The following is a 13,110-nucleotide window of genomic DNA, read 5'->3' as shown; positions in this document are numbered from 1 at the left end:
CCGGCTTTTTCTTTTCTCTTCCGTTGGTCATTCAACGGGTTCTGGAGTTCACGATGACAACGACAATTGCCAATAGCAACCTGCCGGTTGCTCGCCCTGCATGGGACAGCTCGCGCCTGCAATCCCGCATTGTTCACCTGGGATGCGGCGCATTTCACCGCGCGCATCAGGCGCTGTACACCCATCATCTGCTGGAAACCACCGACAGCGACTGGGGGATCTGTGAAGTTAACCTGATGCCGGGTAACGACCGCGTGCTGATTGAAAACCTGCGCAAACAGCAACTGCTGTATACCGTGGCGGAAAAAGGCGCGGACAACACCGTGCTGAAAGTGATTGGCTCGATGAAAGAAGCGTTGCACCCGGAGCTTGACGGCTGTGATGGTATTTTACAGGCTATGGCGCGCCCGCAGACGGCAATTGTCTCGCTGACGGTCACGGAAAAAGGCTACTGCACTGATGCTGCCAGCGGTCAGTTAGATCTCAATAACCCGCTGATTAAACACGATTTGGCGAATCCAGGCGCGCCGAAATCGGCGATTGGTTACATCGTACAGGCGCTGCATCTGCGTCGTGAGCAAGGGCTTGCGGCCTTTACCGTGATGTCCTGCGATAACGTGCGTGAAAATGGTCATGTGGCGAAAGTCGCGGTGCTGGGTCTGGCGCAGGCGCGCGACCCGCAGCTGGCGCAGTGGATTGAGGCTAACGCCACTTTCCCGTGCACCATGGTAGACCGCATTGTTCCGGCGGCGACGCCAGAAACGTTGCAAGAGATTGCCGACCAGTTGGGCGTGTACGATCCGTGTGCTATCGCCTGTGAGCCATTCCGTCAGTGGGTTATCGAAGATAACTTTGTCAACGGTCGCCCTGACTGGGACAACGTTGGTGCGCAGTTCGTTGCCGATGTGGTGCCGTTTGAAATGATGAAACTGCGTATGCTCAACGGCAGCCACTCTTTCCTCGCGTATTTGGGCTATCTCGGCGGCTATGAAACTATCGCTGATACCATGACAAATCCGGCATACCGCAAAGCGGCGTTCGCGCTGATGATGCAGGAGCAAGCGCCGACGCTGTCGATGCCGGAAGGCACCGATCTTAACGCCTATGCGACGCTGCTCATCGAGCGTTTCAGCAACCCATCACTGCGTCACCGCACCTGGCAGATTGCGATGGACGGCAGCCAGAAATTGCCGCAGCGCCTGCTGGATCCGGTGCGTCTGCATCTGCAAAACGCCAGCGACTGGCGTCACCTGGCGCTGGGCGTGGCGGGCTGGATGCGCTACACCCGTGGCGTGGATGAACAGGGGCAGGCCATTGATGTTGTCGACCCCTTGCTGGCTGAGTTCCAGCGCATTAACCAACAGTTCCAGGGGGCCGAACGCGTGACGGCGCTGCTGGGGCTGAGCGGCATTTTTGGCCATGATCTGGCGGAAAACGCTGATTTTGTTGAGACAATTATCGCGACGTATCAACAGCTGTGTGAACACGGCGCATGCGAGTGCGTTGCGGCGTTAGGCGCTGACGCATAATCCCCGAAGTATGACGGGTCAATCAAAATGCTGATTTGGTTGACCCGTTTTCTGTTTTTGGCTTCCCGCAAATGCTATAGTTCAGGCGAAAAAACGTTTTTTGTAGGCTTGATAAGATGCGTCAGCGTCGCCATCAGCCAACGGCGCAGGTGCCGGATGGCAGCGCATGTGCCTTATCCGGCCTACGGATCTGAATTGACGCATCTGACGGACATAACACGATGAAATCGAACACTTCTCAACAAAGACCCTACCAGGAAGTGGGTGCAATGATCCGCGATCTGATTGTCCAGACGCCGTACCAGCCCGGGGAGCGTTTGCCGCCGGAACGTGAAATTGCTGAGATGCTCAACGTCACTCGCACGGTGGTTCGCGAAGCGTTAATTATGCTGGAAATTAAAGGTCTGGTGGACGTGCGTCGCGGCGCCGGGATCTACGTACTCGACAATGCAGATGCGCAGACCATCGACAGTACGGATGTCAATCATTGCAATGACGCGGGCCCGTTTGAGCTGCTGCAGGCGCGACAGCTGCTGGAAAGCAATATCGCCGAATTCGCCGCGCTGCAGGCTACGCGTGAAGATATCGTTAAAATGCGCCAGGCGTTACAGCTGGAAGAGCGGGAGCTGGCCTCCAGCGAAGCGAACGGTTCTGAAAGCGGCGACATGCAGTTCCATCTCGCCATAGCCGAAGCCACGCATAACAGCATGCTGGTGGAGCTGTTTCGCCAGTCATGGCAGTGGCGTGAAAACAACCCGATGTGGATCCAGCTCCATAGCCACCTTGACGATACCCATTACCGTAAAGAGTGGATGGGCGACCACAAACAGATCCTGGCGGCATTAATCAAAAAGGATGCCCGCGCAGCCAAGCTGGCAATGTGGCAGCATCTGGAAAACGTCAAACAGCGCCTGCTGGAGTTTTCAAATGTTGATGACATCGACTTTGATGGTTATCTGTTTGATTCCTGGCCGCTGGATAAAGTTAACGCCTGATTTTCCTTCCTCTCCCATGCGGGCTGTTGCAGTCCGCGCGACACTTTTCAGCACAAAAGTTTATTGCATAACAACGCTTTTTTCTCGTCATGAACGTCACGTAAAAAAAGGTTTCCATCACCTCAGATGATGATTTTTCCTCCGTCGTTACGCGGTGAAAATTGATTTATATCAATTAAAAACAACTTATTTTTGCATGCGAAAAAATGCATTGTTTACCTTATTTTTACCTTTCCGTGCTTATTTTTAGACAAAACGGGCCTGTGTTAAGTGAGAATCAAACTGATTTCCGCGGTGGTCAGAGCGAGGCTGCCCGGAATAACAGTGCATAAAAACAGGCGCTTCACGGAAATGTAGACATTAATAACGGCACGTAACTTATTGGCTGTAATGATGTTTTGATTTGAGATCATGTTTATTGTCAATAGTTCTGGCTTTTTTAATCAAATGAATAAAAGTGAATATATGTAAAGTTAAAACTACACATTATTCTATAATCAATTTATCTTTCATTTGAAATGCTGTTCCAGTTTTTTGTCCGTTATTAACAGTTTCATTACTATTGTCACTGTATTTTGCCGTTGACATGTTTTTACACTGACTGCATATTTCATCGCCATAAGCGTGTTTGCGTTCAGGAGATGATAATGCCCTCTCGAGATTACCCCGATATTAGAAAGGCCAGGGGTACCCGTTCAAAAGATATGGTTCTTTTAAGTGCCCGTGTCGATACCTCTCTGTGGGAATATGTTCGTACGCTGGCATTTGAAACCCGTAAAAGTAAACAAGATATTATTGCCGAGGCAATAATGTTATACCGCTCTGTTAATGAGAGCGTAAACGAAGAATCCAAGTAATTACTCTCTGTTCGGGTTTTATTTAACCCAAAATGATATGTGTCTTGCCACTTTATTATTACCTTCATTGGTGTGTTAGAGGTTTTCCCCTTTTCCATAGGGGGCTTTTTTATGCGGGTATTCTGCCTTCATAACAAAGTTGATAGCAAAATTCACAATTAAAAGTGAGTAATAACATGAAAAAGTCAGCAGTGGCATTAGCTGTAATGGTATTAGGGGTAACCTCCGTTCATGCAGCGGAAATTTATAATAAAGATGGCAACAAACTGGATCTGTACGGCAAAGTAAAAGCGGTCCATTCCTGGACTGGCGGCACCGATGCCGACGGTACATACGCGCGTCTGGGTTTTCGCGGTGAGACACAAATCAACGATCAACTGACCGGTTATGGCCAATTTGAAAGTCAGTTTGATGCCTCTAAAGCAGAAGGTTCTCAGAATGGCGTCAATACACGTCTGGCGTTTGCTGGTCTGGATTATGGCCATGACGTTAGCTTTGACTACGGTCGTAACTACGGTATCGCTTACGACGTGGGAGCTTACACTGACACTCTTTCAGAGTTCGGCGGCGACTCCTTTGAAGATGCTGACCGCTTCCTTACTTCACGTACTTCTGGCGTTGCAACACTCCGCACCAAAAATCTCTTTGGAGCCGTTGATGGTCTGAACATTGGTGCGCAATACCAGGGTAAAGGTGATGCCAACTCGGAAGACCCGACAAAACCTAATTTGACTAAGCAGCACGGTAACGGCTACGGCTTCTCCCTGGGCTATGACAATATTGCGGATTCCGGCGTGTCTGCTATTGCGACCTACACAAATAGTTCAATCACAGCAGCCCAAAAGAAAGGCAATAATGACGCTAAATGGGATGGCGAAAACGCAGAGTTCTGGGGCGCGGGTCTGAAATATGATGCTAATGCCATCTACGTCGCGACCATGTACGGCGAGTCCCACAACCTGATTCAGAAGGCGGATAAAGCTGAGCACTTTGAAGCAATGGCTGCGTATGTGTTTGATTTTGGTCTGCGTCCGAACGTGGGTTACGTTCACGCGCGTGACAACAACAATAATGACCTGACCGAATACGTTGCGTTGGGCACGGATTACTACTTCAACAAAAACATCGTGGCTGATGTGGGTTACAAAATTAACCTGCTCGACGGCAAAGACGACGACAACAAGGTTGTTGCGGGTCTGACCTATCAGTTCTAGGTTTTTGTACTGATATGCAAAAGGCGTCTTAGTTAAGACGCCTTTTTTACCTCTGCCGTGTTTAAACTGGCTGACTCTCTTTCACCTGTACACCGCTAAACAGCCATTGCCAGATGCCCACTTTTACCCATGCGACCACGCAGAGAATCAGGTAAAAAAGTGGATTATGCGTAATGGTAACGTACATGACCTCCATTAAATCCACATGCAAATTTCCGGCAATTGCCATATTGATAACAAAAATTGAGGCTACCGCGCTGGCCAGTAAAATAAATACGGCCTGAACCTGGGTTATCTCTGGTAACCTGCCAGAGGCCCATTGCCATAAAAATGTTGTTGTTAACAAGAATATAAAAAAAATCCTAACGCGCCAAACAGGCCAAAGTCTTTGTAATCCTTTAGCGTGCCAATTAAACCTAGCAAAATAATTAACCCCAGTAGTATTTTTTTAAACCATGACATGTACTTTTCCCGAAGATAGTGTTGATGCTGAGTTAATATGTCCATTTTTACGCATTTTAAATTGAGTTTATAAATGAACAGCCGGGGATTATAAATTGTCTGGCGGGTAATTGCCGATTATTTGTGGTTTATTAAATGTTGACATTTGATTGCGGACTAATCCTAAGATACCTGTTTATAAGGTTGTCGATTATACCCTTTTGGGGGAGGCGAAACGCTGTTTGTATAATTGTGTGAGGCTAATCAGTGCCGCAATAAACAAGGCGACGGCACCGCATAGCGTGGCATTAACGATCGCTTGAGCGCCGCTTCCCAGCAGGCTGGTTAATAGCGGCCCGAGTATTTGACCAATGCCGTAAGTCAGGGTGACCAGGCCCAGCAGATTAATATTGCGCGGTACGCTAAGTTGACGGGCGAGCGGCATGACCAGCGAAGTGGTCCCCATAAACGTTGCGCCAAAACCCACGCTGCTTATCACCAGCAGCGGCAAGGAGTCGCTGGCGAGCGTCATGACCACGCAGGCGCTTTGGATCAGTAAATTCGCCGTCAGGCATTGCAATACCCCCCAGCGTCGGGCAGCCCACAGCCAGGCGAAACAACCCGGAATAATCGATATGCCGACCAACGACCAGAGATGGGCCGTCAGCAGCGGCGACCCGGCACTTTTCGCCATCAGTGGCAGGTATGTAGCGACAATGATGTAGCCAAATCCGGCTAATCCATACAGTAGCGCCAGCAGCCACCAGGACATAGGCTGATGCTCTGTTTTTGCCGGTGTGGCGGCGGGAAGCGCATGGTCGCGAGATGGCAAGAGCATAACGAGTAGCACAAAGAACAGCGCGGAAGCTGCCGCTGCCCCCAGCCAGAGCGTGTGCGATGACAGCGCAAAATGCAGACCGCTGATGACATATTCATTACCCAGCAAAATGCCTGCGCCAACGCCGGAGAACAATGCGGCGATCACGAAGGGATGCCGGGTATGATGCAGGACGATCATCGAACCAAAAATCATCATACCGGCACTGGCGACGCCTGCCAGAAAACGGATCAGCATCACCAGCGTGGGCTGCTTAACGCTTGCCATTGCCAGAATCAACCCTGCGGTAGCGAGCGCAGAAGTTAACAACATCGGGCGTAAACGTGAGGGAAGATGGAAGAGCCCGAAGGAGAAGAGCAGGCTTCCCGCCAGATATCCAGCGTAGTTGGCGCTGGCAATCCAGGAGAGCTGGTCAAACGTAAACTGACCTTCCGACAGCAGTACCGGGAGCATCGGCGTATACAGAAAGCGTCCAATTCCCATGCCCAGCGTTAAGACCAGCATGCCAAAGAGCGCGACGCTGATGGCATGACGATTTGAATCGGGGCTTCCCTCGGACATACGGACTCTCATTTCACGCTGTTAGTTTGATAATTGTTATATTACATGTGCAAATGATAATGAAAAGTAAAATAAAAATGGGCGTTTTACTTTCTCCTTAAAAATTCGCCAGCGTCAGCAGGGAAGGAATTTGCGACAACAGATATAACACCAGCCCAATAGAACCGCCGACCAGCGTGCCGTTGATGCGGATAAACTGTAAATCTTTGCCGATGTTTAGCTCAATTTGCTGCGACATATCGCGCGCATCCCAGCTTTTCACCGTGTCGCTGATGTGGCGCGTCAGGAAGGTGGCGAACTCCGGCGCAACTTTATACGCGGCCTGCTCCAGATGCCCATTCAGTGAGGCGCGCAGGGCGCTGTCGGCAACCAGTGTTTCGCCGAACCACTGTCCGGCGCTGGCGATGCGCTGCTTCACGCGCGAATCGTCAGCGTTAATGTCGGTTTTCACCCACTGGCGCAGGTCTGCCCACAGTTCGCCAAGATAACGGTTGAAGGCTTCGTCTTCCTTCAGATAGTTTTTCATGCTTTCGGCCCGCACGGCCATCTCCGGATCGTGTTTGAGCTTATCGATTAGCTTAAACGTGGCGCGATCGAAGGCGTGGCGGATCTGATGCGCCCGATCGTGGCTGATGTCATCCAGTAAGGAATTAACGGCATCAGACACCAGTTCGGCGCTGTGCTCGCCCAGCCATTCAGTCGGCAGGATCTTCGCTTTCAGCGGATGCTCGGTCTCCAGCCAGTGCACGATCTGTCGGGCGATAAACGCCCGCGAACTGTCGCGCTGGAGCAGGGCGATAAGTTGGGCGATCAATGTGTCGAGCAACACCTGATGGCGGTTGTTTTTGGTCATGCTTTCCAGCATCAGCGCGCTGGTACCGGAGAGATCGACCTTGTCGATGGCTTTGTGCACCGCCCGCTTGATCAGCCGCTGAATGCGGGCGTCGTCGGTGAGTTCGAGAAAACCGCTCATGATCTGCAGCAGATGCTGGCCAATTCGCTGGGCGTTTTCCGGTTGGCTGAACCAGTTACCGATCAACAACGCCGGTTCATGGCGGCGGATCAGGGCGATCAGGGACTGGGTGTCGAGAAATTTTTCCTGCACAAACTGACCGAGATTCTCCCCGATCCGATCCTTATTGCGTGGGATAATCGCTGTATGTTGCGAGATAAACGGGATTGGTACCCGACGAAAAAGCGCCACCACGGCAAACCAGTCCGCCAGCGCACCGACCATCGCCGCTTCGGCGATCGCTTTGATCCCGAGCACCCAGAAGTTAGGCGGCAGAAACAGCGTGATGACGAAGGTAGCGGCGGCAATCAGCAGCAATGAGAGCGCCAGTCGCTTGGCGCGTTTGAGTTCAGCAATTTTATTCATAGGCTTAAGGATAGAGCCAGACGGGGGGATCGCGCAAAAAATGTGGAGCGCCTCCCATTTTCAGGCGAGCAAAGCTTACTCCGGGATCCAGTTGTCCCAGGCGGGTAAGGGGCCGAGTTCCGCCACCAGAAAATCGATAAACGATCGCACCTTCGGATTGCTGTACTTACTGGGAAAATAGAGCGCATACAGGGCGTGGGTTTCGCAGGTGATGGTGCCGTCGAGCATCAGCGGCGTTATCTCTTCTTTTTGAATATGATCGCCAATCAGATAGGTGGGCAAATACGCCACTCCCTGATCTTCTAACACTGATTTCAGCAATACCAGACTGCTGTTGGCCTGGATAGGCATATGCAGTTTTAACTGATGCAGACGATCCTGTTCATCCGCCACCTTCAGCACCGGCGTAAGACCTGGGTAAACCAGGCAATCATGATTGACCAGATCGCTACGACGCTGGGGCATGCCTTTTTTGGCAAGGTAGCCGGGTGAGGCGCAGTACGCCCAGCGGACAGGCACCAGCTTGCGCATTGCGTAGTTCTGCGGTGGTGCGGTGGAGATTCGCAGGGCGATGTCGAAATCCGTTTCGTTCAGATTCACGAAGTTATCGTTGAGATCGATATACAGATTCACATCTGGGAACTGGGAACGATATTTATCCACCAGGTTCACCAGCCGGGAATAACCAAACGCAATTGAGCAGGTTATGCGTAATTCACCTTGCGGGCTGTGGTAATAACCGGAGGTGGTATTCAGCGTTTCATCGAATTCTTTCAAAAGCTTATTGGCGCGGTTAAAGAGATATTGCCCGGCATCGGTCAGGGTAATACTGCGGGTGGTACGTTTAATTAATGTCGTGCCTAACGTATCTTCCATGGCCGCCAGGCTTTTGCTGACCGCAGATGGCGAGACGTTGAGCTGCGCCGCGGCTTCTGACAATCCTCCGCAGTCGACGATTTTAATGAAAAACTCCAGATGCTTGAGTGAAATCGGCGTACTCATAGTTTCCTTTTATTCACAAGTGATTTGCAAAAACGGTACGAATAGGCCGTTACATTCGCGTTTTAAACATGCAACTATTGAATCACAGGAAACAACTTGCTGGCAAAATGAAAAAATAACAACTTAGGTGAGTTACGTCACAAAATAAAAGGAGGCGAAACGGAAACTCATCACATTGTGAATTTAATCTCATTAAATATTATTCTAAAGGTACCGATTATGTGGTCACGACTCGAACCCTACAGATCGTCGATTATTTTATTAGTTGCTCTGGTGATTGGCGGCTTATTAGGTATTTATGCCCCCTCGTTTGCAAGTAAACTCCAGCCAATCGGCCAGATATTCTTAAATCTGCTATTTATGATTATTGTGCCGCTGGTGGGGATCAGCGTCATGTCTTCGATCGCCAGTATGACCGACCTGAAAAGGCTGGGGCGCATTATGGCGATTATCTTTATTGTTTCGATCGCAATGGCCTTTATTCCGGCTGCCGGGATCGTTGCGCTGGCGCTATGGTATAACCCGGCGCAGGGCGTCACTATCGATCTTTCGCAGTCGGTGCAGGCGGGCAGCGGTAAGATGGATTTTGTCAGCATGATCACGACCAGCGACTTTATCGGACTGTTTTCTAAGTCCAATATTTTGGCGCTGATTGTGATGGCGATTATTGCTGGTGTGGCGATTGGTCAATCGGATCAGGCCGGTAAGCGCATTGCGTCGCTGCTGGAAGATGCCAATACCGTGATCATGAAGATCGTCTCAATCATTATGAAGGTCGCACCGATTGGCCTGGGCTGCTATTTCGCTGCCACTATGGCCAGTCAGGACTCTGCACTGCTGTTAACCTTTGCTCGCGCCATCGGCCTGTTCATGGTGGCCACGCTGGTCTACTTTGTTTTTGGCTCGATTCTCTATTCGTATATTGGCGGCGGTATTCCGGCGGTCAAAGCCTTCTGGCGTAATGCGATTGAACCGTCTGCGACTGCGCTGGGGACCTGCTCTTCGCTGGGGACTCTCCCGGTGACGCTGCGTGCCGGTAAGGCGATGGGGATTAACCCGGAAATCGTTGATGTCTCCATTCCGCTACTGGTTAACCTGAACAAAGGTGGCGTGGCGATGATTGCCGCGCTGAAAATTGTCTTTATCTATTCCGTGCTGGGCATGGAGTTCACCACCGAGACCTTCTTCCTGACCATGCTGATTGCGGTGCTCTCCGCCATTATCGTCGGCGGCGTACCGGGCGGGGCATTCCTCGGTGAAATCTTTATCGTCACTACGCTGGGCCTGCCAATGGAAGCGATCCCGATGTTGGTAGTGCTGGGCACGATTACCGATGCGCCTGCCACACTGATTAACGTTATCCATGATTTGAATGCGGCGCAGATTGTTGAACGGTTCGCTGGAAAAAAGCAGACCAACACTGAAATAAACTCTACTGCTGCGGTGGTATAGGTTTCACACGGATTAAGAACAGGAGATGTTATGAAAGACGCAATGAAGCTTGAGACGCAATTGGTTGTTGCGGGTCGCGACAAACGCTACACCCAGGGTGCGGTGAATCCGGTTATCCAGCGCGCCTCTTCACTGGTGTTTGATACCGTGAAAGACAAAAAATTCGCCACCGCCAATCGCGCAAATGGCGAGCTGTTTTACGGTCGTCGCGGAACCTACACCCACTTTGCCTTCCAGAAGGCAATGAGCGAACTGGAAGGCGGCGTTGGCTGCGCGCTTTACCCGTGCGGCGCTGCGGCGGTGACCAATGCGATTCTGGCGTTTGTCCAGGGTGGCGATCATATTTTGATGACGGGCGCGGCCTACGAGCCAACCCAGGATTTTTGCAATAAGATCCTGAGTAAATTCAATGTGGAAACAACGTATTACGATCCGTTGATTGGTGCTGGTATCGTTGATCTTCTACGTCCGGAAACGAAAGTTGTATTCCTCGAATCGCCAAGTTCGATCACCATGGAAGTCCAGGATGTACCGGGGATGGTGAAAGCTATCCGCGCGGTTAATCCGGAGATTGTCATTATGATCGACAACACCTGGGCGGCGGGTGTGCTGTTCAAAGCGCTGGAATATGGCGTGGATATTTCCATTCAGGCGGGAACGAAGTACACCATCGGTCATTCGGACGGCATGCTGGGCACGGCGGTGTCCAACGCTCGTTGTTGGGATCGTCTGCGCGAGAACTCCTATTTGATGGGGCAAACGCTGGATGCCGATACGGCCTACAACGGCAGCCGTGGATTGCGCACCCTGGCGGTACGTCTTAAGCAGCATCAGGAGAGCAGCATCCATATTGCCCGCTGGCTGTCGGCAAGGCCGGAAGTGGCGCGGGTGAATCATCCGGCATTACCGGAATGCCCGGGGCACGAGTATTTTCAGCGTGACTTTGCCGGAAGCTCAGGCCTGTTCTCGTTTGTGCTGAAAAAGAGACTGACCGACGAGCAGATGGCGAATTTCCTCGATAACTTCTCACTGTTCCATATGGCCTATTCGTGGGGCGGATTTGAGTCGCTTATTCTGGCGAATCAGCCGGAAGAGCTGAACAGCATTCGCCCAGCCGGAGAGGTAGATTTCAGCGGCACCCTGGTCAGGGTGCATATTGGCCTTGAGGATATTGGCGACCTGATTGCCGATCTGGAAGCAGGGTTTGCGCGCATTGCTTAAGATAATGTGATGGTTGCCGGATGCGGCGCAAGCGCCCTATCCGGCCTATCACTACGACATAGGCCGGATAAGCGTCAGTGCCATCCGGCAGGTTAGTTTTCAGTGGCTAACGTTGTTGTTTCATGCTGGCGAACCCGCTTCAGTAAGCCTGCCAGGGTAAAGACGACAGCAATACCCGCCGCAACCGCCAGCAGATGAAACGAAATCCTGCCGCCGTTAAACCACAGCCAACGTCCGATTTCGACAGAAACCGCCATCACCGTCAGGATGACCATATTCAGCGACGCCGAGACCGTACCCTTCGGTAAGTTGTTGGAAAACAGCGTAAAGCGGAACAGCGTCGGAAAGATCATACCAATGCCAAACGCATACAGGCTGGTTCCCAGCACCGACCACAGCCAGACGTGCGGCCACAGCAAATTGCCGGCAATCAGCACCGCCAGTCCGCTCAGTTGAATGGGTGCCGCCCGCCAGATAAAGCGTGGCTGGGTTGGATCCTTCACAAAACGAACAACCACCATATTGGCGACGATCACCGCGCCAAACACCGGTGCCTGCGCCCAGGCAAACTCTGATGTGCTCATACCGCCAGCGTCGATCAGGATCACCGGCGAGACCGCCACCCAGCTCATCATCGGGATATAGCTTAACGACAGCGTGGCTGCGCCAAACAAGAACACCCGGTTACGGAAAACGTCGCGGAAATCACGCAGTACGCCGCGTGCACTGAACGGCACCGCGCCGCGCTTAACGGTTTCCGGCATTGCTAACGCTAGCCCTATCAGGGCGATAAGCCCCATGGCGGCGATAATGGCGAACAGGATTTTCCAGTGTACAAAGTGCATCAGCGCTGCGCCGGAGAGCGGGCCGATAACCGGCGCAACCAGCACAATGGAGGTGATTATCGCCATTAACTTTATGGCCTTCGTTTGCCCAAACGCTTCCTGCACCGTGACATAGCCAACGGTAGCGATAAAGCAGATGCTGGTGCCCTGTACAAATCGGGCGACCAGAAATTGCGTCATTGAGGTGGTCAATAGCGTGGCAGCGCAGGCGAGCGTAAAAATTAACGCCCCCGCAATCAGCACCGGTCGACGGCCAATCCGGTCGGAGAGCGGTCCCAGCAGCCATTGCAGCGCCATGCCGCCAGCCAGATAGAGGCTCACCGCAGCGGGGGCCAGGCTGACGTCGGCGTTGAAATCACGCACCACATTGATAATGCCTGGCTGGATCAGGTCCGTCGACAGATAGGCGGCGAAGTCATATAAAATCAACGCGACAGGAAAAAATAGCGTCGTGGTGCGTTGGGAGAAAAACGCGAGAATCCGTTGCATAAAACAGCTCCTTTTCGGGAGAAAACCCTCAACGGGAATAGCGAAATTCAATACCGTCTTTGAGACGTCAGACCGATGACAGAAAAAAGCAGACTGCAAATGTACTGAATTTCATGTAATCAAAAACGCTGCCTGCGCGAGGCGCAAACAGGAGAAACGTTTTCAGACTCGAGTCAGAAAACGTAACGATTACAGGTAACAATCAGCACATCGCACCTCGGGAAGAATTGGTTGAATGGATAATAGCCACCCAAAGTGTAATGCGGATTGGATATTAATTAAACGAGT

At 51.7% G+C, this 13,110-nt stretch carries 11 protein-coding genes; 6 read left to right on the top strand and 5 right to left on the bottom strand.

The annotated features are described in order from the left end of the window. The first annotated feature begins 53 nt into the window (after nucleotides 1–53). The 4 genes from HVZ52_RS19900 (at nucleotide 54) to HVZ52_RS19885 (ending at nucleotide 4,595) form a co-directional block, all read left to right on the top strand. Complete coding sequence (locus tag HVZ52_RS19900; protein ID WP_181598625.1) at nucleotides 54–1,529, top strand: fructuronate reductase; 1,476 nt, start codon at nucleotides 54–56, stop codon at nucleotides 1,527–1,529. Nucleotides 1,530–1,750: 221 nt separating this feature from the next. Continuing rightward, nucleotides 1,751–2,524: a Uxu operon transcriptional regulator gene (gene uxuR, locus HVZ52_RS19895; RefSeq protein ID WP_029139754.1), complete on the top strand. Its 774-nt coding sequence runs from the start codon at nucleotides 1,751–1,753 to the stop codon at nucleotides 2,522–2,524. 647 nt (nucleotides 2,525–3,171) lie between these two features. Further along, a complete protein-coding gene (locus HVZ52_RS19890; protein WP_016151558.1) occupies nucleotides 3,172–3,381 on the top strand; it encodes a hypothetical protein in 210 nt (69 codons plus the stop codon). Nucleotides 3,382–3,557: 176 nt separating this feature from the next. Then, nucleotides 3,558–4,595 carry a porin gene (locus HVZ52_RS19885; RefSeq protein WP_181598624.1) on the top strand — a complete coding sequence of 346 codons (1,038 nt, stop codon included), beginning with the start codon at nucleotides 3,558–3,560 and terminating at the stop codon, nucleotides 4,593–4,595. 61 nt (nucleotides 4,596–4,656) lie between these two features. Here HVZ52_RS19885 and HVZ52_RS19880 read toward each other — a convergent pair whose 3' ends face one another. The 4 genes from HVZ52_RS19880 to HVZ52_RS19865 all read right to left on the bottom strand — a co-directional run bounded on the left by HVZ52_RS19880 (nucleotide 4,657) and on the right by HVZ52_RS19865 (nucleotide 8,815). Then, nucleotides 4,657–4,941 (bottom strand): hypothetical protein, encoded by a 285-nt coding sequence (locus HVZ52_RS19880; protein ID WP_249417944.1) that lies wholly within the window; start codon nucleotides 4,939–4,941, stop codon nucleotides 4,657–4,659. 306 nt (nucleotides 4,942–5,247) lie between these two features. Beyond that, complete coding sequence (locus HVZ52_RS19875; protein ID WP_181598623.1) at nucleotides 5,248–6,435, bottom strand: MFS transporter; 1,188 nt, start codon at nucleotides 6,433–6,435, stop codon at nucleotides 5,248–5,250. 97 nt (nucleotides 6,436–6,532) lie between these two features. Next, entirely contained in the window at nucleotides 6,533–7,813 is a 1,281-nt protein-coding gene (locus tag HVZ52_RS19870) for a DUF445 domain-containing protein (RefSeq protein ID WP_016151562.1), read from the bottom strand. A gap of 75 nt (nucleotides 7,814–7,888) precedes the next feature. Beyond that, the gene (locus tag HVZ52_RS19865) at nucleotides 7,889–8,815 is read right to left on the bottom strand and encodes a LysR family transcriptional regulator (protein WP_016151563.1); all 927 of its coding nucleotides are present in this window, start codon (nucleotides 8,813–8,815) and stop codon (nucleotides 7,889–7,891) included. Nucleotides 8,816–9,034: 219 nt separating this feature from the next. Between HVZ52_RS19865 and HVZ52_RS19860 the strand changes: the two genes are divergently transcribed. Continuing rightward, entirely contained in the window at nucleotides 9,035–10,267 is a 1,233-nt protein-coding gene (locus HVZ52_RS19860; RefSeq protein ID WP_003019196.1) for a dicarboxylate/amino acid:cation symporter, read from the top strand. Nucleotides 10,268–10,297: 30 nt separating this feature from the next. After that, a complete protein-coding gene (metC, locus tag HVZ52_RS19855) occupies nucleotides 10,298–11,488 on the top strand; it encodes a cystathionine beta-lyase (RefSeq protein WP_016155600.1) in 1,191 nt (396 codons plus the stop codon). Nucleotides 11,489–11,580: 92 nt separating this feature from the next. Here the strand turns inward: metC and mdtM are convergent, their stop codons facing one another. Further along, entirely contained in the window at nucleotides 11,581–12,822 is a 1,242-nt protein-coding gene (gene mdtM, locus HVZ52_RS19850) for a multidrug efflux MFS transporter MdtM (RefSeq protein WP_019078297.1), read from the bottom strand. Nucleotides 12,823–13,110 lie beyond the last annotated feature (288 nt).

Source organism: Citrobacter sp. RHB36-C18 (assembly GCF_013814485.1).
GTDB classification, from domain to species: Bacteria; Pseudomonadota; Gammaproteobacteria; order Enterobacterales; family Enterobacteriaceae; genus Citrobacter; species Citrobacter braakii.
This window is presented reverse-complemented; position numbering and strand designations above follow the sequence as displayed.